Origin of the sequence: Acinetobacter amyesii (assembly GCF_023499985.1) — a bacterium.
GTDB classification, from domain to species: domain Bacteria; phylum Pseudomonadota; class Gammaproteobacteria; order Pseudomonadales; family Moraxellaceae; genus Acinetobacter; species Acinetobacter amyesii.
In genome coordinates, this window is the sequence record NZ_JAMCOU010000013.1 from 176,391 (window position 1) to 199,371 (window position 22,981).

General features: G+C 41.3%; 26 protein-coding genes. 3 read left to right on the forward strand and 23 right to left on the reverse strand.

The window, feature by feature from the left end; genetic code table 11:
- Window positions 1-161: 161 nt before the first annotated feature.
- Window positions 162-398 (reverse strand): hypothetical protein, encoded by a 237-nt coding sequence (locus M5F03_RS02285; RefSeq protein ID WP_249706295.1) that lies wholly within the window; start codon window positions 396-398, stop codon window positions 162-164.
- An 85-nt stretch (window positions 399-483) separates the two neighbouring features.
- Here M5F03_RS02285 and M5F03_RS02290 point away from each other — a divergent pair, with 85 nt between their 5' ends.
- From M5F03_RS02290 to M5F03_RS02300, 3 genes are all read left to right on the forward strand, one after another.
- Entirely contained in the window at window positions 484-1,134 is a 651-nt protein-coding gene (locus M5F03_RS02290; RefSeq protein WP_249706297.1) for an SOS response-associated peptidase family protein, read from the forward strand.
- A 91-nt stretch (window positions 1,135-1,225) separates the two neighbouring features.
- A complete protein-coding gene (locus M5F03_RS02295; protein ID WP_180172424.1) occupies window positions 1,226-1,789 on the forward strand; it encodes a LexA family protein in 564 nt (187 codons plus the stop codon).
- Window positions 1,786-3,078: a Y-family DNA polymerase gene (locus M5F03_RS02300; RefSeq protein WP_249706298.1), complete on the forward strand. Its 1,293-nt coding sequence runs from the start codon at window positions 1,786-1,788 to the stop codon at window positions 3,076-3,078. The genes M5F03_RS02295 and M5F03_RS02300 overlap by 4 nt, the downstream gene beginning before the upstream one ends.
- Before the next feature lie 84 nt (window positions 3,079-3,162).
- On the opposite strand, the gene M5F03_RS02305 is transcribed toward M5F03_RS02300, so the two are convergent.
- From M5F03_RS02305 to M5F03_RS02415, 22 genes are all read right to left on the reverse strand, one after another.
- Window positions 3,163-3,939, reverse strand: coding sequence for an N-acetylmuramoyl-L-alanine amidase (locus M5F03_RS02305; protein ID WP_249706300.1), 777 nt, complete (start codon window positions 3,937-3,939; stop codon window positions 3,163-3,165).
- Complete coding sequence (locus M5F03_RS02310; protein WP_180172421.1) at window positions 3,936-4,217, reverse strand: phage holin family protein; 282 nt, start codon at window positions 4,215-4,217, stop codon at window positions 3,936-3,938. Before M5F03_RS02310 ends, M5F03_RS02305 begins: the two co-directional genes overlap by 4 nt.
- Before the next feature lie 284 nt (window positions 4,218-4,501).
- Window positions 4,502-6,406 (reverse strand): hypothetical protein, encoded by a 1,905-nt coding sequence (locus M5F03_RS02320; RefSeq protein ID WP_249706304.1) that lies wholly within the window; start codon window positions 6,404-6,406, stop codon window positions 4,502-4,504.
- Window positions 6,407-6,419: 13 nt separating this feature from the next.
- Complete coding sequence (locus M5F03_RS02325) at window positions 6,420-6,812, reverse strand: hypothetical protein (protein ID WP_249706306.1); 393 nt, start codon at window positions 6,810-6,812, stop codon at window positions 6,420-6,422.
- Window positions 6,809-7,105 carry a carboxypeptidase regulatory-like domain-containing protein gene (locus M5F03_RS02330; protein ID WP_249706308.1) on the reverse strand — a complete coding sequence of 99 codons (297 nt, stop codon included), beginning with the start codon at window positions 7,103-7,105 and terminating at the stop codon, window positions 6,809-6,811. The genes M5F03_RS02325 and M5F03_RS02330 overlap by 4 nt, the downstream gene beginning before the upstream one ends.
- Window positions 7,102-8,367, reverse strand: a complete 1,266-nt coding sequence (locus tag M5F03_RS02335) for a hypothetical protein (RefSeq protein WP_249706311.1) — start codon at window positions 8,365-8,367, stop codon at window positions 7,102-7,104. The genes M5F03_RS02330 and M5F03_RS02335 overlap by 4 nt, the downstream gene beginning before the upstream one ends.
- A gap of 52 nt (window positions 8,368-8,419) precedes the next feature.
- On the reverse strand, window positions 8,420-10,036 hold the full coding sequence (locus M5F03_RS02340; RefSeq protein WP_249706313.1) for a hypothetical protein: 1,617 nt from the start codon (window positions 10,034-10,036) through the stop codon (window positions 8,420-8,422).
- A 9-nt stretch (window positions 10,037-10,045) separates the two neighbouring features.
- Entirely contained in the window at window positions 10,046-12,016 is a 1,971-nt protein-coding gene (locus M5F03_RS02345) for a hypothetical protein (protein ID WP_249706315.1), read from the reverse strand.
- On the reverse strand, window positions 12,016-12,420 hold the full coding sequence (locus M5F03_RS02350) for a hypothetical protein (protein WP_249706317.1): 405 nt from the start codon (window positions 12,418-12,420) through the stop codon (window positions 12,016-12,018). Before M5F03_RS02350 ends, M5F03_RS02345 begins: the two co-directional genes overlap by 1 nt.
- A complete protein-coding gene (locus M5F03_RS02355) occupies window positions 12,417-15,653 on the reverse strand; it encodes a tape measure protein (RefSeq protein ID WP_249706319.1) in 3,237 nt (1,078 codons plus the stop codon). Before M5F03_RS02355 ends, M5F03_RS02350 begins: the two co-directional genes overlap by 4 nt.
- Window positions 15,654-15,723: 70 nt before the next feature.
- A complete protein-coding gene (locus M5F03_RS02360) occupies window positions 15,724-16,773 on the reverse strand; it encodes a hypothetical protein (RefSeq protein ID WP_249706321.1) in 1,050 nt (349 codons plus the stop codon).
- Between the two features lie 97 nt (window positions 16,774-16,870).
- On the reverse strand, window positions 16,871-17,152 hold the full coding sequence (locus M5F03_RS02365; RefSeq protein WP_078193403.1) for a hypothetical protein: 282 nt from the start codon (window positions 17,150-17,152) through the stop codon (window positions 16,871-16,873).
- Window positions 17,153-17,207: 55 nt separating this feature from the next.
- Window positions 17,208-17,798, reverse strand: a complete 591-nt coding sequence (locus M5F03_RS02370; protein ID WP_249706322.1) for a hypothetical protein — start codon at window positions 17,796-17,798, stop codon at window positions 17,208-17,210.
- Window positions 17,799-17,869: 71 nt separating this feature from the next.
- A complete protein-coding gene (locus M5F03_RS02375; RefSeq protein ID WP_180128166.1) occupies window positions 17,870-18,604 on the reverse strand; it encodes a phage tail tube protein in 735 nt (244 codons plus the stop codon).
- The gene (locus M5F03_RS02380) at window positions 18,597-18,767 is read right to left on the reverse strand and encodes a hypothetical protein (RefSeq protein ID WP_249706324.1); all 171 of its coding nucleotides are present in this window, start codon (window positions 18,765-18,767) and stop codon (window positions 18,597-18,599) included. Before M5F03_RS02380 ends, M5F03_RS02375 begins: the two co-directional genes overlap by 8 nt.
- 9 nt (window positions 18,768-18,776) lie before the next feature.
- Complete coding sequence (locus M5F03_RS02385; protein WP_168377672.1) at window positions 18,777-19,199, reverse strand: phage tail terminator protein; 423 nt, start codon at window positions 19,197-19,199, stop codon at window positions 18,777-18,779.
- Entirely contained in the window at window positions 19,174-19,671 is a 498-nt protein-coding gene (locus tag M5F03_RS02390; protein WP_249706326.1) for a phage virion morphogenesis protein, read from the reverse strand. Before M5F03_RS02390 ends, M5F03_RS02385 begins: the two co-directional genes overlap by 26 nt.
- Before the next feature lie 7 nt (window positions 19,672-19,678).
- Window positions 19,679-20,119, reverse strand: coding sequence for a gp436 family protein (locus M5F03_RS02395; RefSeq protein WP_180005170.1), 441 nt, complete (start codon window positions 20,117-20,119; stop codon window positions 19,679-19,681).
- A gap of 7 nt (window positions 20,120-20,126) precedes the next feature.
- Complete coding sequence (locus M5F03_RS02400; RefSeq protein WP_249680255.1) at window positions 20,127-20,483, reverse strand: hypothetical protein; 357 nt, start codon at window positions 20,481-20,483, stop codon at window positions 20,127-20,129.
- 10 nt (window positions 20,484-20,493) lie between these two features.
- Window positions 20,494-21,570 carry a major capsid protein gene (locus M5F03_RS02405; protein WP_249706335.1) on the reverse strand — a complete coding sequence of 359 codons (1,077 nt, stop codon included), beginning with the start codon at window positions 21,568-21,570 and terminating at the stop codon, window positions 20,494-20,496.
- Window positions 21,571-21,573: 3 nt separating this feature from the next.
- On the reverse strand, window positions 21,574-21,957 hold the full coding sequence (locus M5F03_RS02410) for a hypothetical protein (protein WP_249706337.1): 384 nt from the start codon (window positions 21,955-21,957) through the stop codon (window positions 21,574-21,576).
- Complete coding sequence (locus tag M5F03_RS02415; RefSeq protein ID WP_249706339.1) at window positions 21,957-22,928, reverse strand: YkyA family protein; 972 nt, start codon at window positions 22,926-22,928, stop codon at window positions 21,957-21,959. Before M5F03_RS02415 ends, M5F03_RS02410 begins: the two co-directional genes overlap by 1 nt.
- Window positions 22,929-22,981: the final 53 nt, after the last annotated feature.

Sequence of the window (22,981 nt, forward strand, 5' to 3'; positions counted from 1 at the left end):
GATTAAGTATAAGCAAAAAGTACTAATTTAATACTTTGAAATTATATAATCTAAGTATTACTAATGAAGTGGTAGCAACACATGATCGTCATGAAGAAAAAATAAAAAGCCCTCATTTGAGGGCTTTTTAATTGAATACTACTATTAAAGAATATTTGTTTTCATTTATTTCTAAAATACCCGATGCATCCCTCTATAAATTCTGCATTCACATTCATCTCAAGATCATCTTTTTCATCGTCACATTGATCAGCAGATTTAAGTTGATTATCACGTGCATAGCGATATCCAAAATACTGCTCAGTTCCTTCTTTATATCCCCCAAGTACTTCAGGACGCATTTGATATTGGAAATAGATAAATGCAGCCACACCTAACACTGCCAATGCAGAACTCATTAATTTGAATTGCTTTGAAATCATTTTTTATTCTTTTGGGTTATTATTTGTGCAAGGATGATAATTAAAATGAAAGGAGAAGTCTATGTGCTCAAACTTTGAAGCGATAAAGCGTGACTGGGCTTTTCTATTAAGCCTACCAGAGCCAACTCAACTTGAATTCCCTGATGAGATCTTCCCTACTTATAACTCACCTTTGGTCTTCTCAAACAAGGGCAATATTGAGTGGCGCGCGGCAAAATTTGGAATGATCCCGAAGTGGGCCAAAGAATTAAAATATGGTCGCCATACTTATAACGCCAGAACTGAAACCGTCGCAGAAAAACCGAGTTTTAAAAATGCTTGGCATAGAAACCAATTTGCTTTAATTCCTGTCGAAACAATATACGAGCCGAAATATATTGATGGAAAACCCCACTGGTACGGCATAGCACGAGAAGATGGTATGCCTTTTACTGTGGCCGCAATATATGAAAGTGCAATGATCGATGGTGAGCAAGTTCGCTCAATGAGCATGCTCACGATCAATGCAGATAAGCATCCTTTCATGAAACAGTTTCATGCTCCACATGATGAAAAGCGCAGCATCATTGTGATTCCTGAGGAATATAGAGAAGATTGGCTGAATACTAACTTTGAAGAAGCGCATGAATTTTTCTTTGAAATGCCAAACGAGTTTATAGCTTTTCCGAAAAACCGTTTATCTGAAAACAAATCTCAGCGCGACTTATTTTGACTTCTTATTGATTTTACTAAATTTTATAAATTTGAATTCTAATTAAGCAATTATTAGAATCTTGATATCTGTAACAAATATCAAGTTTATTATGTCTGAGATCATATCACATGGGGGCTTTAGAGTTGGCTCTGGGAGAAAAAAGTTAGAGTCAACTAAAGTTATTCGTGTGCCAGAGTCCCGTATTTTAGAGATCAAAAACTTTCTCAGCAAACCTAAAAATGAAGTAGAAATTTCAAATATTCGTCAAATTGACCCAATTACACACCTAGAAATTCCACTTGCACTTGAGCGCGTTCAAGCTGGTTTCCCATCCCCAGCTCAAGATTATATCGACCGAAAAGTCGACTTGAATGAGCACCTAATTAAGAATGCAGACGCAACATTTATAGTTAAAGTTGATTCACTTTCCATGCTTAATATAGGAATTGACATTAATGATGAGTTGATTGTCGACCGTAGTCGTGAACCGCAGCATCGAGATATTGTCATTGCTGTTGTTGATAATGAATTAACTGTTAAAAGATTAATTAAAGATGCTCTAGGGTGCTGGCTTAAAGCCGAAAATCCGGATTATAAAGACATCCACCCTATGGATGGTCAAACTTTTGAGGTTTGGGGTGTTGTGACATCAGTAATTAAGAAGTTCAAATGAGTGCTCAGGATAGAATTATTGCGCTCATTGACATCAATAATTGCTATGTAAGTTGTGAGCGTTTATTCCAACCTAAACTTAGAAACCGCCCTGTCATCGTGCTTTCTAATAATGATGGTTGTGCCGTAGCGCGCTCTCAAGAAGCTAAAGATCTTGGTATTAAAATGGGCGTACCATTATTCAAGATCAAAGACATTGTTGAGCAGCATAACGTTCAAGTGCTATCTAGTAATTATGCTGTATATGCTGAAATGAGTCGACGTTTCGTAAATACAATTAAATGCTTTGTCAGTGAAAAAGATGTTGAACAATACTCTATCGATGAAACTTTTGCTGATCTCACATCGTACGTGAATCATGATGTGAATGTGATTGCTCAAAATATTAAAGATACTTTGTGGAAATGGCTTGCCCTACCAGTATGTGTTGGAATTGGTCGATCTAAGACTGAAGCAAAAATGGCAAACCATGTGGCTAAGAAAAATAAGCACTTCAACGGTATCTGCAATTTTGTAGAAATGGATCCATGCATTAAAGAATATGTACTTAATGATATTGAAGTGTCTGAAGTTTGGGGTGTGGGAAGAAAGCATTCCAAGAAGCTAGAAGCAATGGGCATTAAATCTGTTTTAGATTTAGCACTCTCAAATCCGCAATATATAGAGCAGCAATTTTCAGTTGTGATGAAAAGGACTGTACTTGAATTAACTGGTACCGCTTGTATTGAATTAGAGCAAACTCCACCCAGCAAGAAGCAAATCATCAGCTCGAAATCGTTTGGCCAACGTGTAACTGATTTGGATTCATTGAGGGAGGCTATGAGTTCATTCTTACAATCGGCTGTTAAAAGACTGCGTAAAGATAATAGTTTGTGTGGTTGCGTAATAGTTTCAGCAGAATCTAATAAATTTGATGCAAACAAACCATTTTATAGAAAATCAATCAGTATTGGATTTGCCGAACCCACTGACTCAGCTGCAGTCATGATAAAAGCGGTAATGAAGCGAATTAATGAGATATATAAAGAAGGAATTGAGTTCAAGAAATGCGGCGTGATATTGACTGGTATTGAGCCTAAGGAAACTTACATTCATGACTTGTTGGCAGATTTAGACGCCATTGAAGTGGATGAAAAACTGCAGTCGACTTTAGAAGATGTAAAGGAAAAATTCGGGGATAAGATTCTTGCGATTGGACCATGTATGCTGCCAAATCGTAGATGGTCAATGAGTCGTAATCGATTGACGCAGAACTATTTTTCTGTGGAAGGGATGTTGACTATTGAATAGAGAAGAGCTACTACAATACAATATATGTATCTGACGTAAAGCTGAGGGCAATTGAAGCCCTTTGTGGTTGAGATAAAGAAGCCCTCATTTGAGGGCTTTTTCATGTTCGATAATTACTTGAGCAACAGCTTTCGCAGCTGACCAATATTTTGTATGAAATGCTGCAAGTTCTGTCGCATTTGAAATAAATCCAAGCTCCACAATCAAGCCACCAGCATTGATAAAACCCAGCCGTCCACGTGCTGATTGTGATTGATCAATCCAACCATCCTGTCCACGCAACCGAGATCCAAAAACATCAGCCACAGCCTTAGATAATTTTTGAGCCAACACCTTATCTTTTGGCAGCGCAATCGTTTCAATTCCATTAGCTTGACTGTTTGCAGAGGCATTCATATGGAATTCAATTGCGATCGATGCACCTTTCGCCAATGCGATAGCATTTGTAAGAGGAAGGTTGATTGTGCCTACGCCATCGGTTTTATAAGACAGACCTGCGGCTGCAAGATAATGTGCTACGGCATTTCGGAATTGTCGCACTAACTCAGCCTCTTTGTATTTGTCATTTACAGCACCTGGATCACTATTGCTATGCCCTGCAGTAATTGTCACAAATTGATTTACATCGTGTAGTTCAGGCTGCTTTTTCAGACGTGCAAGCACTGTGGCCACACCAATAAAGAGACCTACCCACTCTTCAATGTTTTCAGGAATCTTGTTTTTGAGTTCCTGTGGAATAACATTCCAGATATTTAAAAATTGCTCTGAGAATAAAATCAAGGCATAAAAAAAGGCGCTTACTGCGCCTACCTGTACTGACTTGAGTTTCCAAGCCTGTTTCCAGTTGTCGATTAACTTCATTTGATACTCCACTTTGTAACTTGTGATTTAAGCCATGATTCAATAAATGCACTTCCTAAAATGCCCACAGCAGAAGCAATGGCTAGTAATGCTAAAGGATTGATATCAGGTATTTGTAAAACGACCGCTCCAGCGATTGTTGAAGTTGCAGACCCTAAAATTGTTCGACCAATTGCTAGACGCCATGTCAGCCTTTCATCAGACACAAGCAATTTTGCAAACCCGATCGCTGCCCCAATGACAATGAGCAATAGTAAATTTCTCTCATGCTCTTGCATGAATCCCCCTAATTTTAGGCAATAAAAAAGCACCTTTCGGTGCCATTGTTTAAATGATTCAGACTTCTATCTGACTGTGGTGACCTGATGGAGCTGGCCGTAAGATTTGTTGATTTGAAATGAACACCCGTTGCCCTATGTTGTAGGCCGTCCCACTTGTGCAAAGCACTGGTCCAGATCCCCCATCCACTTGAACACGGTACTCAGGATGACTTGCAGAAGTGATTGTTCCAATTAACTCAGCATGCGTCGGGTTCAATAGTCTACGTAGTTCAAATAAAGGATTACTCACGATGGATGCGCTCCACTTTGATGGATTCCGTCACTTTGCCATGACTAAATGAACCACTTACAGAATCAATTATACCCCACCACTGTCCGTGGAATGCCACAGTTTTACCCGGCAGCATTTCTCCAATTTCTTGAGAGACCGGCAAACCTGACAAGGTGTGAAATTCTTGAATATTGGCTTTGATTAACTCCATCTTGCCAAAGCTTGCACCTGACACGACATCAAACATTGGACCACTCACAGCTTCAAGAGGAACATCACCTGCAGTATTGCGCTGTTTCACAGTCAGGCTGTCACCACTTCGACTATTCACGACATTAATGGCATTGTAGTCAGCGATATAATCCTTGTTCTGCTCAATGGTTTGTTGAATCACGATACTTTGGGGAATCAGAATATCGTAGTCGTCAACAGTCATTGCATCCCAATAGCCCTTTTTATAACGAGGCAGGATTGACAGCGTATTACCTGATTTTTGGCTGTAGATGAAACCACCACCAGCTTCAACAACATGCTTTATTGCATCCAAAGGTGTAAATTCTGCATAGCTCAGACTCTCAATTGGTACGATCCACCCCACATCATCAATCAACTTCCAATCTAGCCCGGTACCAGATTGTGCTCGATCAATTTCTGCTTGCACGAGCTGTACAGACGTTCGCTCATTGTCTTGAATGAATGATCGCTTAGCCGCGTAATCCGCTGCATTGAGAGCTGTAACACTTCGGCCATCATAGGTGTAAGATTTATTCGCGAACTTAATCGTTTCCGTTTCGGTCTCAAGCAATACATGATGTTCAAAACCATTGATCATCAACTTAAGAATCACCGGGTGATCATTGATTGGCTGTAACTTCTCTTTTTCCGTGTGCGCCACAGTAATCGAATAAGACCAGCACCACGTACTTCGGCTGCAGCTATAAGTGCCATTAATGACTTTAATCGGCTCACCATTATCTAAGCGTTCGGCACTTAAATTATTCACGATATACCACCAGTTTTTATTTGGTAGTGCTGGAATACAATCATCCGCACCAAAATTTAAAATAACATTGTGAGCATCTACTTCAGTGCATGAACAAATGAAGTTGAGATTTCCATCGCCCATATATTCAGGTATTTCAGGCTTTGGCCATGGTTGGATCGGATGCTTGTGATAATGAATAGATTTGGCTTTATCCCAAGGCAATTCGGACTTAGTGACGATCTCTAACCCCTTGTCCCACTCGAATGAAAAGCGCTTATCGAATTGCTCAGCGACTTCATGTGAATAGGTGAATTGTTTGCGCCTGCGAATCATTTCCTGCCATTTTGATTCACGGTTGTGTCGCAGAGTAATGGATACTTCATGCATGTAACGCTGGCGAATAAAGCGCGCCTCTCCTCGCTCCCAGACCATCTGCGCATCAGAACTTAAACTGCTTGCTCGCTCATGCAGTATTCGTACAGCTTTACTCAGCAATGTCGCCTCATTAAATACAGCATTTGAATTGTTTGAGACCACTAAAGTTTGATCAAAAAAAAGAGCATCATTTAAGACTCTTAGAATTGGTTTTGACCACGGTATTTCCACCACGCTTAAACTTGCGACAGCCTTTTGATAACCAACATCAAATGTGCAAGACACGCCAACAATATGATTAATATCAAAAGTGCCAAGCACATCCAAAGTAAATGACGTATCTATATGGATATTGGCTGATCCATGCACATCAACGGGAGGTTCAACAGTGCCAACTGCACTGACCTGAAAGGTTAAATCAATGCCAAAGTTCGCGTAATTAAAGCCGTCTTCTGCGCCAAAATTTAAGACCAAATTGTGATAATCAATTGGCTTTAACTCTTGTTTAAAATTCAAAACAACATTTAAAGCATCTGGTGGTGTGTAGTCAGACATTTACCACCTCATTTTAAATCTGTGGGCTTAAGTAAATCACACCAAGTTTTACGCTAGAACCAATCACAAGATCAGCATTGTCCAAAATAATATCTGTTCCCACTGACACATCAAATACTGTTAAACCCTCTCCATTAAATACTCTCGCCCATATTGCTGTGCCTGTTTTTGTGGCAATTCCTGCGTTTGAAGCAAAGAGTTCAATGTTGTTTTCATTCACAGACTTTATGCAAGGTTTTGGCAAACTAAGTGTGAGAAGTTTTGCTGCATCATCTGCATTTTCACTGGCTGAGGCAGGCTTAATATCATCATAAAAAATTAGGGTAGCATTTGAGCTACCTTGATCTAAGTAATTCGCTAATGCTCGAAGCATTGCAAGGCTTGCTAATTTAGATGGTGTATTCATTTCGGCACCACATTATCCTGAATGACAGCATTAAATTGAGACATGGGATGGTGAGCAACAATAAAAAACTTGGAAGCTGTTAATTGGTTGAACTCGTAATTTCCATGATGATCAGTGACTTTGTCTTCAATCAAGCGCCCAGATAGTTTTTCAAATAGTCGAACGCGACAAGGGATTTGAATGTTCTTTTCCAAAACCTTTCCAGATATCTTTAAACCATTTGAAAATTCTATAATCCCATCATTTGTTGCTGATCTAAATGTGAGCGGAGTAATATCGATTAATGTGCTCATAATTTACCCAAATTAAATACAACTTGACCGGAGAGTGTGGCAGAAGCAACTGTTACTGCGACGAAAGCGCTACCATCCTTGCTAAATTTCTGTAAATCAGTAAAAGGCTTTTGTTGAAAAAGCCAGTGTAAATTTGGCAACACTCCTCGAACCACTGAACCAGTTTCATAAATAACAACAGGTGTAAACGGAATCACTCCTTGATAACTTACAGCTGAAGATTCAGCACCAGTTGTGGTTTGCGCGTAAGAATTAATAGCCAAGGTGCACACACGCGCAGTGTTTGGTGCTGCGGATAGATCATATTTGCGCTGAAGTAAAAGCGATACTTGATTCCCCTTTGTTGCAGCTACAGTATCGGCAATGTATTGGGCTGCTCCGACATTTTTGTAGTCATAAGTAGATGATAGAAAAGTTGATGCAGTATCAACAGCAAGTAAACTTTGGAAGTTGCCAAATCCGTAGCACATCTTATTGAAACTATTGGTTATTGTTGCGGGTAGTACATAAAACCAAGAATCAGTGCCAATTAAAATATAATTGCGAACACCGGCAGCAGCATTTGCACTGTCGGGTGTCGCTACAGGTGCATCACTACTTTTAGCGTAATACCATTTTGCCCATCCGTTAAATGTTGTTGCAGCTGTGCCTCCAGTGCTTCCCACCCAATTTTGATCAGGATTGGTCGAATCATAGGGAGCTTGTGCTCCAAGCATTGTATTGATATCAGACATATCTTCTACAATGCCTACTTTTGCAAATTTCGCGTAAGTTGCTGTATAAGCAGGATCTAGTTCATCTACTACTCTTAAGAATGGTCGGCTCGCTAACAATAAATTTTTAGATCGATATGCGGCTTTTCCACCTCCATTTGCATTAGTGCTTGAAAATGGCTTTTCCCACCCTAGCGGCGGTAATGATGCTGTAATCGTACCTGTTGCAGCGGTCACGCTCGGTACTGCAGCAAGCTCAAATGTGATTGTTTGAGCATTTGGCGCAGTGAGCACGCGATGTTCACCATTAAATTCGGCTTGAGCAGCACCAGCAATTTTAATCACTTGATACTGCATCAAATTGTGAGCTGAACTAAATGTTGCGGTAACTGTTTTTCCTGATGCTGTTAATGATGAGATCGAGCCAATTTGAATACCATCTACCAAACAAGCATTAAGCACATTAATCATGGAGCCATAAGCATTCTGAAGCTGTGGTGCATTGTTATTCGTGTGCACATAAAACTTAATATCTGTACTTGCGACCATTTGTATTACTCATAAAAAAGACCGCATAAAGCGGCCATATTTGAATTAAATTTTAAACAACGCGGTCAATATCGCCGCGCAGCATGATTTGGAATGCATCAGAAATTACAGCAGGTTCTGACTGCTTTACAGTACGAATAACCCAAACAGGGAAATTACAAGCAATTGTATTAAAACGCAGAACGTTACCGTTGGCCCAACCGCTTCCCCAGCCTTCTTTTTTAATCACAAAATAAGGAGCATTGGTGACAGGATTAATTGGTGAAAAATCCGCAGTAGTTGATCCTGTTGCTATTTGCCCCGTGTATTCACCAACACATTTAAAGTTCGTGGCATCTGTAAACTGGATATACCAACGCTCTTGAATCGCACCTTTGTTCGTGACTAGAATCGGATACAGCGCATCATTGTAATTCGCACTGATCAAAGTTCCAGTTGGCTCATCCAACCATTGATTTGACCAGGTCTGTTGTACGAATTTACGGGTATAACGTGCCTGCATGTCATTAATGACCAATGCAGAGCCTACGATCGTATTGTCGGCCTCATAGTTATGCGTCAAAGGCTTGGTAAAAGTGACTTGGCCATTAATCTGCACATCACGAATTTGCCCCATATCTTGATAACGATACTTGGCAACCAATGGCTCAACCAATCCCAGCAGCGTAAAATCACCACCCAATGTCACGCGACCGTAATCGTAATTAATGGTGTATAGGTCATAGCCAACTTTTACGCCGTTTGCATCTTCAAGCTCGCACCATGCAATGCGCTGATCATTTAAATCATACGTCGTGCCAGCAATCGCACTTGGTAATTCTTGCGACTTAGTTGAGCTGACAATACCAATACCACCGACACGAAAAATCGGCACACGGCCATCAATTGGCAAACGTGTAGCAGACAAACCTAATAACTCAGAATCAATCGGCAGATAAGTGTAAGCAATCGCGTTATAGCGAACACTTGAAGCATCCACCCATACTGGCACATTGATATAAGTCTTGCCTGCTTCTTCATTTTCAAGAAGCGGATCGTACCAGTCCTCAGCTTCTAACGCCGCACGATTATCAACTGTAACTTCGGTTTTGGTGTAGAAATAAATCTGCACAAAACCATTATCCCAGTTCACTTGGCCATGAGCACGTGAAGTCTCAATCACACCATTTTCATCAGCAGTCAGTGTGAGTTGACCATGTTCCAAAGTCCCAACAACGACAGTTAGCGATTGAACGCGCAGCGGAATGACTGGTGTACGAAAGGCAATTTTATTGACAGGTGGTAAATCCGTTGTTGTGGTTAATGACTGCAGTTGAATAGTGTTATCAGTGTTGGGCGTCCAGCTATCAATTTCGACAACACCAGTACCATACTGGATGACACCTGACTGAATACCTGAGTTATTGGTTGGATTTACGTTTCGATAAAGCAAACCAGAGCGGTCCAAAAATGTATCATTACCAACTTTAAAACGAGCTGAACCCGTTAAGATCTGCTCATCAAAACCTGAGGACAAATCAACTTTGAGTTTATCTACAGTCATCGTATGTGTAGATGAATTTGAGCCTGAAGTGTCGCGATACTTTACTTTCACATCAGCAGTATTGAATGCCTTTAAAGTAATTTCTTCGCCAACAATACTTGATGTTTGTGGACTATAAAAAGCCATTGAAATCCCCTAAGCGGTACCATAAGTAACTGCTGCTTCAAATTTAGTAATAAATTGCTTGTAAACCGTTTCTGGTGTGACTTCGCATAAGCCAGTTGAATAGCTAATTGAACCTTGAACTGCACCATGACTATTCACTAAATTCCCCGATGAACTAGTCACCGGTACATCCGTCAGCAAGACATTGGTTGCAAAGTTTCCTGTCTCAGTAGATACAGGAATTACCAACTCAACACTATTCGGCTGAATGGCTGAACCTGTACCAATTGTGAATACCAACTTTTGACTGGAGTCTGGGGTAACATCATTCTTGGTTTGTGTAAGCGAAGTACCGAAGTTATAGATCACATTAAAAGTTGTCGATTTCTGCGGTAACTTATTTGGGATGATCTTGCCTGTGCCTAATGCATAATTAATAGAGCCCGTAGCATCACCAGTAAATTTTCCTTGAGCATTGGATGTTGCTGTTTTGGCTTCCCCTTCAAGCAACCAATTAATCGTCACGCCCGGTAATACCCCTGGATGTCCTAGATCAAACTCAAAGGCAGCTTTTTCAACACTCAAATTTGAGCGTACAAACGTGACAATCGGTGTACCCCAATTCAGCAGAATTACACTATCTACATCAGGCAATGCGCCTGCAGTTAAAAGCCATGATCCTGTCTCGTAATTGATCATGCCTGAACCAAAGGAGCTATTTGCTGCTTTTAACTGTCCAGATCCATCATCCTTAAGCTCGTAAAACTTACCCTGAGCCATGTAAGAAATAGACAATGCGCCGGGTGCAGGGATCGGAATCAATACGCCCGACCAATTGGTACTTTGATTGTTTTGAGTCACTGGAATAGCACTGCTTTGGTAATATTGGTTCGGTGCGGCAGCCGGCTTAAACGCAATGTTTAAACTCATGGTGCCGGTTGGTGCAGCAGAGGTCCATTTCACTAGACCTCGCTGATAGTCGATCGTACCGACCTGCGTACCAAGCGAGTTCTTGAGCAATCCACCTTGGTCTGTAATAGATTGGCCCTGCATGGTAAATGACACAGAACTTGGCATGACTGCAGAGCCGATATATAAGTTCTGACTTTCACTCACGACTTGTGATGCATAGTTCACTGTAATCAATCCATCGCTACCCGGCACCAACACAACACTTTCACCTGCAGCATTGACATCAATGATCGGTGTTTCACTTTGAGCAGATGGAATCAATTGAGTAAACATGGAATCAGCGTTTACGGTATATTCACCCAAGTTTGCATCAGATGCCAATTGAGTAGATGAATAATACAAACCAGTATCAGCAACAAGTGTATCGCGAAGAATAGTTTTAGACTGTGTATTACCTGCATACCACTGACGCGCCGACAGACCCACAAAATCACGCTCTAACGGATCGTTGATTTGATAAGTCGCAACTTTGTATTCAACTGGTTTACCATCAACAACCATCACTGCTGTGCGGGTATCAACCTTAGTAATCCGCACATACTGTTCAAATTGAAGTGCTTTTCCTTCATCTGAAATCAACACGATCGTATCACCGACACTGGATTCAGTTTCTTGTGGAAACATCACGACTTGCAGTGATGACATACCTTGCCAATGTGTATCTAACGGTGTACCAACAATCTGGCCACCTTTAGCCAAGTAATTTTCAACTCGGTTTTGTGCGGCCTGGCGTTCATCAGTCCATGACTCAGTGCTAAATAGCAGTGCTGATACGTTTGGATCTTTAGGTAGCTCAGATACAAAGACTGTTGCCCCCATGAGTAAGTCAGTGTCATTCGTTGTGACAGCTGGGAAGATCTTACGCATCGATACATCACCGACTGTACGATCCAGCTCAGAAATGTCATTGAACAAATTATTACTTAAACCGTCTGCTACAATCTGGCCATTATATTTCCCGCCACCATCGGCATTATCGGTGTCACGCTCAGCGTGATAGATCACTAAATCTTTGGTTTCAATTGGCATTACTCACTCCAAAATCTGAGCGTTAAATTCATAGGATCATCAAGTGATACAGGTGGAATGCCTTTCACAGGTGTTGCCTCTAAAGCACCATCAACATGATTGAAAACCACGTTAAAAGTACGTGTGTCATGTGCCCACTCAAATTGCAGTTCAAATTTTTCATTTAGAACTGACCAGGCCTGCAACTTACGAACGACACCTAATGAAGCCCATCCCATGCCACTGTCTGCAGGCTGTAACGTAATTGGCCGGCCTGAGAGCTTTGTACCTTCCTGAATATTCGGCGTTCCATCCATGGCATATTCCAAAGATTGCTCTTTGGCTTTCCAGCTAAATTCATCAGACCAAAAAAAACCGTCTTCAATTGAGACGGTTTCCGATGTTGAGATGCGTTTTATTTTCATGTTGATTTACTCAATGTACCCAACTGTTTAAGCATCGCCTCAAGGCTTGATTGACTCTCAGACGATCCTGTTAGTTGCACTGTTTCATTACCTAGTTTGAGTTCATATGAAATACTCTTTGATGAAGATCCTAAGCCACTGGCCTTGGTCGACACATTATTAGGCGCATATTGCTGCATACGCTCCAACTCTGCATTCACTTGCTCCACGTTGCTTAAGCCACCGAAGAAGCCAAAGCCTGACGACTTGTAGCCATTTACACCCTTAGTCCCTTCATAGATATCCTTCGCATGCTGTTTAGCAGCCGCATCTGAATATCCCATGCCCTTAAGCTCAGCTTCGATATCCTCGACATTTTTAGCCATCTTGCCTTTGGTACCTTTTCGAGTCTCATGCATTCCACTCGATGCCGCACCAACCGCTTCTTCCCATGCGCTCTTAACAGAATCAGCCTCGTCACGACCAGTTTGGCCAAGGTTACGGAATCCATCTTCAGCACTACTAGAAGCACGGCGTACACGATGAATTGATTCTTCAAGCTCACCATAGCTTTTAACTGATGCTTTACCTGATGAATCAATTTGTACTTCTAGGCCAAGTGAAGCTGCTTTGGCTTGAGTTGCAGCAATGACTGCCTGATCACCTGATGCCGCTGCAGCTTGCATAGTTCTCTCATATGCTTGTCGCAAGCTCTCAGCTGTAGCTTTACCACTTGATTGAATAGTATTGAAATCTGCTAAGGCACTCTGTGCTGCAAGCTTAAGCTGCTCTTTTGTTTTAATCCCAAGGCGTTCAAAAGCTTGTTCTACTGGGTCTAAGTCTGCAGGTAAATGGGATACTACTTGGCGTACTGCCAGCATACCAAGTTCAACTTGTTTCGCAGACATCTGCCCTGTTTTACCAAACTCCTGAAGTTTTGATATTGCTAGATCTACTTCATTTTGGCTTTGAGCTGTTTCAAGCCACTTTAACCAGGCTTGATATACTGCCTCACCAGCGGCTTCTCCTTTTAAACCTAAAGCTTCAACATTATTAGCAAAATCATTTAGAACTTTTGCATTACTATTAAATGCTTCGGTAACACCATTCTTTAGCTCATATAGATCAAGTTTTAATGTCGCCGCAGCTTTACGTGCTTTATCTGCTGACAGTGCTGCCTTTTCGGCACCTGTAGCATTTGCATCCCAAGTTTGAATAGCAACTTTCCCAGCTTCATCCAAAGTGACGATGTAACCCTTCGTCATCAGATCAGCTTGCATTACACCATCCATTGCATCGTTATTGGCTGCAATCGCGGCTTTTGCATAGGCTTGAACAGCATCTAACTTTTCTTGTTCAGTTACCTTCTTCCCATCGAGTTCACGCTGGCCTTCCAAGAGCAACTGGTCAACTAAGCTCTTCGCCTCAAGTAATGTTTGTGCATTCTTCTCTTCTTGGGTTTGCGCAGCTTCCTCTAACCGCTGCAAACCCTTAGATTCAAAGGCAACCGCATCCTTATCAGCCTCAGCGTAATATTCTTTAGCCTTGCTTTTCATCAAATCTGCATTTGATGCAAATTGCTTACTAACATCACCCCATGTGACTGCCGATAAGACACTATTCGCTGCTGATGCTAAGTCGAAGAATGCTCCTGCTAGGAGATTTACACCGATTTTTATTGCTGTTACGCCATCCGCAATAAAACCAAACGTAATGGATAGCCCTTGAAGTATTCGCTCAAGGAAACTAACTTGCTCTCCTGCTGCTGTTGCTTCACCTGTAAATGATGAAAGGACAGATAAAACATTGGTTAGCGATGTACTTAATATTTCTGTAATTGTTTTACTCAAATCAGCAGTAACTACAACTACCTCTTTGATTGCATCGTAAGCACTTGATAGCGCAGATTTAAGACTTTCAAAAATAGATACATCAATATATGAAAGCTGATCACCAATCCAAACAAAACCAGAGCCAACATCATTAAGTAGTATTTCAACAATACCCATATTATCAGCAAGAGTTACCAACCATTGCGCTACAGTTGCTGATGCCCCGTTCGCCTGATCCATGGTACCAATCAAAATTTGCCATTGTGTCGAAATACGCTGTAATGCATTTCCAATAGTTGTCGGAAATTTCGCGTAATCCGCCTCAATAGCCGCAGATTGTTTATGAAGGCCATTAATAACCTTCTCCGCAGTTAACTCACCATTCTCTGCCATCTTACGCAATTCACTGGTGGTCACACCAAGTGACTGAGCCAAGGCTTTGGAAATCCCTGGCGCTTGTTCCATGATCGAGTTGAACTCGTCACCGCGAAGTACACCAGATTGCAAGGCCTGTGTAAGCTGAGTGATTGCAGCATCAGCCGAAGCAGCAGATCCACCACCTGTTTGGATGGCCATATTGATGGTTTTTGTGAGATCTAATGTTTGTTGCTGGGTCATTCCCATTTGCTTGCCAACGTCATTCACTTTCGTGAATAGGCCAGCTGTGGCGTCAAGGCTTGTATTTGTCATCAATGCGACTTGATGAACACCCGCCATGGCCTGGGTAAAATTACCTCCTTCACTTGTCGCAATGTTGATCCGTGCTGATAGATTTGTATATGAGTCCGCTACTTCTGCTAATTCTTTAATGCCAAGACCAATGCCAAGAGCAGCCATAGCACCAACAAGAGCCGTATACCCAGTCTTAAGTCCAGCAATACCTTTCTGAGCGGTTTGAGCAGCATTATCAGTTTCTTTTAAATTATTATTTGCCCTGCCAACTTCAGCGTGAAAACCGTTAAATGCTTGGTCTGCTTGCTGAACTTCTTTTTCAAGTTGATCGACTTGCCGCTGTGCGACTTCAATATCGGCTGGTGATGCATTTGTTTTGGAGAATGCCTCTAAATTTCGCTTAGCTTCGGTCAAGTCACTTTTTAATTGACCTAATGCTTTTTCAGCCTTATTCCCAAAATCAGTAAAATTACCTGCTGTGGATTTAGCATTATCCCCCGCATCCTGAATGATTCCAGTTGCAGCTGTTAGAGATTGAGTTAATTTATCAGCTAATTCAGTCGTGCCCTTTGGGATGATATTTCCAACTTGGCTAGATGCTGCTTCGGCAGCTTGTTTAATTTTTTCGGATTCAGACTTAATTGAATCAAACAGTTTTTTCGTCACATCTTCCGACTGCTTTGCGGCGGATATCAGGCCTTTGCTATCTCCATCAAGAATAAGTTTGAACGTTAGATTTTTTCCGGACATAGCGAACCTCAAAATTTAGGCATTAAAAAACCCGCAATTAGCGGGTTTCTTAATATTGAATTTAATAGAATTAATTTTCAGAACTTTGGATAATCAACGTTTCAATTGTATTCGCAGCAATATCATTATAATACGTACACTCTTTATTGACTTCTTCGATTCCTGCGTTAAAAGATATTTTATCCTCCAAGCTTACATACGGTTGATTAAGTAGATTAGTGTATTCCTTCAATCTACTCTCCAATGTAATATTAGGAGATTTATCCCAAAACCCTTCACTTAATTTATTATTTATATTTGCATAAATAATTGCTGCATAATATTCAGAGCCATCATACATTTTTTGATAAGCCCATGGTGTTCCACCCCAATTTCCTGAAACTTTATTTGAACCAAGCACTTTCAAGAATTGATCAAAAGTACTAATAAATTGACCATTGATATAAGGTTTCGCATCTAAATTAGTAATGACAAAATAGGGTAAAGAATAAGTAGTCTTTGATGACTTAAAACATTTTGAGCCTGTTGGGAACTTAGTCACATTACTTGAAGCCAAGAAATTTTTGAACTGTTTCCCTAATTCACCTGAATTAAACCAAACACTATTAGGATATTCTTTAGCAAGAATATTCCAGTAAACAGCCGTTCTTTCGCTGATCACCACATTATCCAATGCTATCCATTCACCAGTTTCTTGAATTTTAAACTGATTCAGTCCTTTTAATGTATATGGTGTTTTATTGAAAGTATTACCATCTTTCGAAACACTATTTATCTTATAAGTCCGATATCCCAAAGGGTAATTAGTTTGATCTGGCTCATATAACCCATCTTTACTAAGAATTGGGCGTTTATATAATTCAACATTTGATGGTTCTAATTTCTTATAATTCGTATACAAGATATCTGAATTGCGGGCATTTTTTATAATTTCTACAAAGCCTGTCTTAAATTGTACGGAACCCCAATTAAATTGAGTAAAACTATCAAAGCTTGAATTATTAACACCACTCCCCGCTGTTCCACCGTCTGGAGATGTGTCGTAAGACCCGCCTCCACCTCCACCACAAGCCACTAATATAAAACTTAAAAAAGAAAGACCCAAAGTTTTTTTCATCATTATTCCCTCTTAAACAGCGGAATAAGATACTCATTTAATTAAACAAAAGATATACATTGATACTTTTAATTAATTGAATTTTCTAAAAACTGAGCCTTCAGCGCTCCCAATTAATCTTAAAAACATTGCCACCAATAATGGTAATTGTGTATAGCTGGCCATCCACTTTGTATGTATAGATAATGCCTTTATGAGGCCAGCCATTACGATCATGCACTACACGAGTATCTACGGACTCAGGTTGTCCAAGTACATCCTTGAGTTTTGCTTCTGAGTTGCCAAGCTCAACAAAGCCATTGCTACCACGCAGTGCTCTCATATCTACAGCAAATGCTTGCGCTGACATAAATAATGCCAAAATCAAAACTAACTTTTTCACACTACACCCTCAATATAATTATTGATCACATATTAAGTGAAAATAGTAACTTACCTCAATGTTTACTTAGCTCATCTTGGAACGTTGTAAATCCTTTTTTATCTGCATGGTGCGCTACCCGAATAATGTTCGAATCAAACTTTCCTCGGCTGCGTTGATACTTTTCAGCCGCCTTTAAGTAGCTAACAAAAGCCCCATAGGTCATTTGCAGAATATCTTCATGTCTATGGCCATACGCTATCAAGTACTGGAATGAATCAAACCAAGTTTGTTCAACACTACCTTTCTTTTTATGTATTTTAGGGCCTGGCTTAATGGCCTCTTTGAAATACGCACCATTTACTTCGATCACATGTTTAAGAAGATGGCTAAACTCCAACGGATCTGATTCAGCGAGATCTAATAGCGTCTCTATTTCAGTGTTTGTACACATTGAGCAAAGTTGAAATACATGCGCGCCATAATCTTTAACCAGGCCTGCGCCGATTAAATCTGAATAATCACTTTGCTTTAGTCTGTCACGAATAACTGATGCAATCGGTGACCAGATATCAAAGTTTTGCATCTGCAGCTGCTTCACTTCCACATCATTGCCAAGCACTTTAATTGTGATCGAGCGATTATTCGCTAAAAAGAAATCATTCATGATTGAATCTCAAAATTCAGGCACAAAAAAAGACGCTTATGCGCCGTGGAGTTCTTTGTGCCTGAATAGGTTTAAGCTTTCGGAATTGTCACAACGTGGCCATATAGACCGAGTGTTGCATCCGTTCCTTTGGTCACATCAGATAAGGCTTGACCTGAAATTTCATATTGGCCAAGGTCTTCATGAATTAATGGGAATGTAGTTTCTGGTGATTTTTTAGTACGCCATAAACGAATGGCCATACTGTCTCCAGTTGCAGTGTTAATCCCTTTAAAGAACAATTCATATTCTTTATTGAAATCACTCGCAATGGTGGTGTGACTTACTGCACCAGTGGTGTAAGTGGCTGTGACTGGCTCTGCAATCGTTTCTTTAAAAATCACGGTACCAAACACAGCATCAAGCTCATATTTCGATTCATCAATAGCTGCAGATCCAGCTTTAAACGAAACTGTTGTAAGGCTATAGCCGTTGAGCTTAATTTCTTCACCGACTTTCACGGTACCCAGTGCTTGATCCGTCACTGTATCGCTAGCAACTTCTGACTTCATACCAGAAAGGATGTACTGAAGGTTGGCATCATCCACTTCTTCAAGTTGTCCTGAAAAGTTCACACCAGTGGTCTTTGTAAGCACAAAGTCTGTTGTACGCTGACCGGATGTGCTTTCTGTGTGCTCAACCTGATCAGTTGTAATTTCAAGCTCAAATTCAGGCACGTTACCAATATGGCGCATCGCACCTGCAACACCATTTGCAATCTCAGATAAATAGAATTTACCTTGGAGTGAAATATAATTTTTAGCCATCGGCTTTTACCTCTTTAGCGGGTTTATTTGGAGCAGATGGCTTCACTTCTTCAATGATTTTATCTGCGAGTAATTTGCTGATTTGATTCTCTGTCAGCCCACCAACAATCTCGCCGGCAGAAAAACGCCCGACGGGTTGCTGGGCTTTATATTGTTTTGCCATGAATGGCTCCTAAATAAATTTTTGTGATTCAAAAATAATAGTGATGTATGCAAACCCAGGACTATAACCATCACGCACAGAAATCAGGTCTAATTCATTGCGAGAAGACTGCGGCTTCCAACCTGAAAGAAGCTGAATTACTTTTTCAGTTAAAAGCCCCGCTTCATCGCTAACTGCTCGACCATCATTCTTCTGTGACTGGGCATTGCGACACGCCACAGTCACCGCCCACTGCTGACCAATCTGATTAATCCCCCCTTTACCTGCGCTTGCTTTCTTGTCTATGCGTACAAAGTTGATATGCGCCGATGGAGTGACCTGCGACATTTCTGTGACCACTACTGAATTTAGCGGGGTATAAATCTGCTTAAATTCTGAAATTTCTTTCAGTTTTTCTGCAATCTCATCACGTACCGCGAAGAAGGTACTCATCTATAAAACTTCCTACGATATTTAGGATCATTTCTTCATCTGCAGAATTGATACCTAATTGTGTCCTTGGAGGATTAACCACCTGTTTTACTTTTCTGTAATGACTACCAACAGCAAAGGTAATGTATTGGCTTGTCTTTGGCAGAATCGTAGCACCGAAGTGAAGGTATGGCGCATAAAAGACGTTTGTACCTACCTCAACACCATTCGAAAGAACGTTGTATGTGTAAGAATTCATCAAACGCCCAGTATCACGTAGCGTTTCACCACTTTGCATACGCGCACGCCAAGACATCTTCCATGGATTGCCATCAACATCAAACCCACCAATGAATCGTTCTTGAACACTGGTTGTTAATGCCAGGCCAATGTCTTCATATAGTCGAGCTTTTTCAGCATCAATATCCAGCAATTGACTCATTACCGCCTCAATTGCTGAACTATTTGAATCAATCTTGATTGCAAACGCCATAATTGCCTCACTTGATGCTAGGCATCATATTTAAGACATCGTCACCAAATACCCCACCACGATAAGTACTACCGATAGGTAAAGTACTTGGCTTCTTTGTAGGCTCATCATCAATAATCTCGTCCGATTCCTCAGACTGGATCTGTAAATGTGCCTTGTTTTCAGCCACGCGCTTTAAGAATGAGATTGCATCCTCATAGCGCTTTCGGACTTCTTCCGTTGGTTGCTGGAAATACAAGCGATAGCGTGCAATATCACATGCCATACGTTTCAAGTTACTTGGCACGTTAGGTAGCGGCAAAGAATAACGGCCACCTATGTGACCGTTAATTTCCTCTGTCGCGTCCTGAATGGCATCATCTACAGCGGTGACATTGGGTAGCATCATTAACAATTGTTCTAGCTCATCACCAAATCGCACCACCAAGTCAGATTTAGTCGCATACATGGATCACCTACTTAGCTTCTGAAGCAGCCTTCTTCGCTTCGGTAGTTGCTTTTTTCAGGGCAGCGTCAGATGCAGCCAATGCTTTTTCAAGCTCTGCAACCTTCGCTTTAAGCTCACCATTCTCCTGATCTGATTTGACCTTTTCATCAGTCATCAGCTTATTTGCTGTAAGAAGATCAGTATTGGCTTTTTCAAGCTCAGCTAAGCGTGCGGCTGCACCATCAGCCTTGGGTTCTGCTGGAGCTTTTTCTTCTTCAATCGCCCCAGATGCTAAAAGGGCCTGAAGTTGTTTAGCTTCAAGCCCTGTGATTTCTTGGCCTGGACGAAAGTGTCCAAGCGACTGCTTTGCAATGTACTTCGTCATAATATTTTCCTTATACGAACCCGCGACCGCCTACCAGGCCATTCTTATTGTTTGGAATCGCCAGTGGAGATGATTCAGCAAGCATTTGAATGCTTGAAGGGTTCTTTTCTTGCCATTGGCTTAGATAGAACTCTAGAGCTTGGCCAAAAGCCTCTACGTTTTGGATAGCACAGTGAGCGATCCAACCATTAGCATCAGAGATCAGTCCAAAGAAGTCTTCTGGAATAAATCGTTCCGGTGTACCGCCACCAATACTGTGTTGAACGTCATACGTCCAAATTTCAATGTTGTCGACCGTACCACGGAACTGCGGTTTATCCATTTGATCAAAGGTAGGAGTCAAAGGAACACTAATACCCGCATAAGGAGCAATGAACTTCTCTTTAAACTCTGGATCTTTGATTAAAGTGTTGTACACCTTAGATGTTGTAAGCGCCATTGCTGGAGAGGTACCTGAATGTTCTACTGATAGATCAATCATGGTCTGAATATCTTTTACCGGTGTAGCACCCGATTGCCCCCATTTGATCAATGGAGCAAATGTACAAGCCGCATTACGCTCATAATCTACTTCATACATTGGGAAGTCAGCAGAAGCGAAGGTCGTCTTGCCATATAGCAATACATCACGGGCAATCAGCAATTTTCGGTTTTCAATCGATTGACGTAGATATAAAGCCTTTTGCGCTTGGTCAATCAGCAATAGATCTGCATCACTTAAACGGTTTGAACCTGTGGCAATCACACCAAATTTACGCAGTTGAGTGATTAGCGCAGTATTTTGCACATCACTTGGAAATACCGTCATCATCGGCTTTAAATATGCCGGCTTAACGAATTTAACGTTACCAGACTCACCGACTTTAATTTGGCGACCAGCTGCTGTAGGCGTTACAAATGGTGCAAGCGGTGTCGCTGTATTTAGTTCACCCACTGGTACTTCTTTTTTGGTATACGACACACGCTGCGGGAAAAAGCGATCCATTAACCACGTGTCTACCTTCTGAGTGGTATCCGTTAATAACACCAACTGAGGTACATCCAGTAATTCAACCGGTGCATTCTGAAATGTAAAAGTTTGACTCATTGATTATTTCCCCACGACTTTACGAAGTTCGATTTTATTGATTAAGGCCTGGGCACGTACCGCATCATATTGAGCTTCCGTTAACGGCGTACCGTTCACAGTTACCACAGCAATATCAAATGCACCCTGTACGTAAATTGGCATTTCCAGACCATTGGCTGCATGGTAAGTAGCCTGCTCTACAGTCATATCTGTATTGGCAATGGCATTCCAATCACCGACCACGCCTTCTGTTACTACGGGGTGATCTGCAAGGTTGTTTGTAGCTACCTTCAACAAATCACCGCGTTTATATGCAGTCGCCGTTTTTACTTTGGCGTTTTCCGTATGAACGCCATCACCGACTACAAGTTGCGTAGTTGTGATTGTTTGAGTAATTGTGTCCATTAATTTTTTGCTCCTTGTTGTGCCGCAGCAAATTGGTTAAACGCATGGTCTAAGGCTGTACCTTGCTGATCGTCTTGGCCTTGTCGCCCACCTTGGTCTCCATTCGCTTGATGGGTAAATAAGTGTGCGAATTGCGATGGAATCTGTTGTTGTTGCCGACCAGATGGTGGTTGCTGGCTACCTGCAGAGAATTGCTTTAACTGCTGTGCCATAAATGCAAAAGCTGCATCATCCATTTCGGTATAGGATTTCTTTTCTTCAGCACTGAATTGCTTATTCATTGCTGTTTCTAAGCTTTTAATGTCATCTTCACGCTTATCGGCTTTGAACTTTTTAAGTTCGGCTTGTGCAGCATCACGTTCTTGCTCTGCCTTTTCGCGAGCAGCTTTTTCTTTTTCAAGTTCGGTCACGTCGGTGTCCTCTTTGGTTGGGTTAAACGTTTGTGGGTTATGGCTTGCAGCCACAGCCATAGTGTTTTCATCTGCACCTAAAGCACAAAATGAAACTTCGCGGATACGACCACCACGGAATACTGTGATTGGTCCTTGCAAAGTCTTGCCATTCACGATGACTGTTTGATCGGCAGCCACCTCCTCGGTTTTTGCTGGCTCAATTCGAACTGACATCTGCCATGGAAAGCCATCGTCAGAATCCTGAGCAACCTGAGCACCAAACTCATTACTCATCAGATCACCCTGCACTACTAAACCATCTTGATGGCTAATCGTATGGCTATTGATGGCTCCTGCGCGTTGTCGAGAGCTATGCTCAAGTAATGCAGGAATTCGACCTTTAATTTGCATGCTGTCCAAATCAAAGATGACGCGTGTCCAATACCAATGATCCGTAATAACTTCACCGCTATATGCAATTCCTGAAAAGGTACGCTTCTTTTTTCCGTCTTCAGCTGGATCAACACTTAAATCACCCAACCGAAAACAGTAGTGATCCTGTTTTTCATCTATTGGCATTTTCATGCTCCATAAAAAAACCGCCCGAAGGCGGTGCTATTTTGCTTTAACTA

Excerpts from the sequence above, each read along its gene's own strand:
- M5F03_RS02400 (WP_249680255.1), bottom strand. The coding sequence starts at position 20,483 with ATGACGAAGTACATTGCAAAGCAGTCGCTTGGACACTTTCGTCCAGGC.
- M5F03_RS02300 (WP_249706298.1), top strand. The coding sequence starts at position 1,786 with ATGAGTGCTCAGGATAGAATTATTGCGCTCATTGACATCAATAATTGC.
- M5F03_RS02385 (WP_168377672.1), bottom strand. The coding sequence starts at position 19,199 with ATGAGTACCTTCTTCGCGGTACGTGATGAGATTGCAGAAAAACTGAAA.
- M5F03_RS02345 (WP_249706315.1), bottom strand. The coding sequence starts at position 12,016 with ATGCCAATTGAAACCAAAGATTTAGTGATCTATCACGCTGAGCGTGAC.
- M5F03_RS02360 (WP_249706321.1), bottom strand. The coding sequence starts at position 16,773 with ATGATGAAAAAAACTTTGGGTCTTTCTTTTTTAAGTTTTATATTAGTG.
- M5F03_RS02325 (WP_249706306.1), bottom strand. The coding sequence starts at position 6,812 with ATGAATACACCATCTAAATTAGCAAGCCTTGCAATGCTTCGAGCATTA.
- M5F03_RS02310 (WP_180172421.1), bottom strand. The coding sequence starts at position 4,217 with ATGCAAGAGCATGAGAGAAATTTACTATTGCTCATTGTCATTGGGGCA.
- M5F03_RS02390 (WP_249706326.1), bottom strand. The coding sequence starts at position 19,671 with ATGGCGTTTGCAATCAAGATTGATTCAAATAGTTCAGCAATTGAGGCG.
- M5F03_RS02350 (WP_249706317.1), bottom strand. The coding sequence starts at position 12,420 with ATGAAAATAAAACGCATCTCAACATCGGAAACCGTCTCAATTGAAGAC.
- M5F03_RS02290 (WP_249706297.1), top strand. The coding sequence starts at position 484 with ATGTGCTCAAACTTTGAAGCGATAAAGCGTGACTGGGCTTTTCTATTA.
- M5F03_RS02305 (WP_249706300.1), bottom strand. The coding sequence starts at position 3,939 with ATGAAGTTAATCGACAACTGGAAACAGGCTTGGAAACTCAAGTCAGTA.
- M5F03_RS02340 (WP_249706313.1), bottom strand. The coding sequence starts at position 10,036 with ATGGCTTTTTATAGTCCACAAACATCAAGTATTGTTGGCGAAGAAATT.
- M5F03_RS02335 (WP_249706311.1), bottom strand. The coding sequence starts at position 8,367 with ATGGTCGCAAGTACAGATATTAAGTTTTATGTGCACACGAATAACAAT.
- M5F03_RS02375 (WP_180128166.1), bottom strand. The coding sequence starts at position 18,604 with ATGGCTAAAAATTATATTTCACTCCAAGGTAAATTCTATTTATCTGAG.
- M5F03_RS02285 (WP_249706295.1), bottom strand. The coding sequence starts at position 398 with ATGAGTTCTGCATTGGCAGTGTTAGGTGTGGCTGCATTTATCTATTTC.
- M5F03_RS02295 (WP_180172424.1), top strand. The coding sequence starts at position 1,226 with ATGTCTGAGATCATATCACATGGGGGCTTTAGAGTTGGCTCTGGGAGA.
- M5F03_RS02320 (WP_249706304.1), bottom strand. The coding sequence starts at position 6,406 with ATGTCTGACTACACACCACCAGATGCTTTAAATGTTGTTTTGAATTTT.
- M5F03_RS02355 (WP_249706319.1), bottom strand. The coding sequence starts at position 15,653 with ATGTCCGGAAAAAATCTAACGTTCAAACTTATTCTTGATGGAGATAGC.
- M5F03_RS02405 (WP_249706335.1), bottom strand. The coding sequence starts at position 21,570 with ATGAGTCAAACTTTTACATTTCAGAATGCACCGGTTGAATTACTGGAT.
- M5F03_RS02330 (WP_249706308.1), bottom strand. The coding sequence starts at position 7,105 with ATGAGCACATTAATCGATATTACTCCGCTCACATTTAGATCAGCAACA.
- M5F03_RS02415 (WP_249706339.1), bottom strand. The coding sequence starts at position 22,928 with ATGCCAATAGATGAAAAACAGGATCACTACTGTTTTCGGTTGGGTGAT.
- M5F03_RS02380 (WP_249706324.1), bottom strand. The coding sequence starts at position 18,767 with ATGGCAAAACAATATAAAGCCCAGCAACCCGTCGGGCGTTTTTCTGCC.
- M5F03_RS02410 (WP_249706337.1), bottom strand. The coding sequence starts at position 21,957 with ATGGACACAATTACTCAAACAATCACAACTACGCAACTTGTAGTCGGT.
- M5F03_RS02395 (WP_180005170.1), bottom strand. The coding sequence starts at position 20,119 with ATGTATGCGACTAAATCTGACTTGGTGGTGCGATTTGGTGATGAGCTA.
- M5F03_RS02370 (WP_249706322.1), bottom strand. The coding sequence starts at position 17,798 with ATGAATGATTTCTTTTTAGCGAATAATCGCTCGATCACAATTAAAGTG.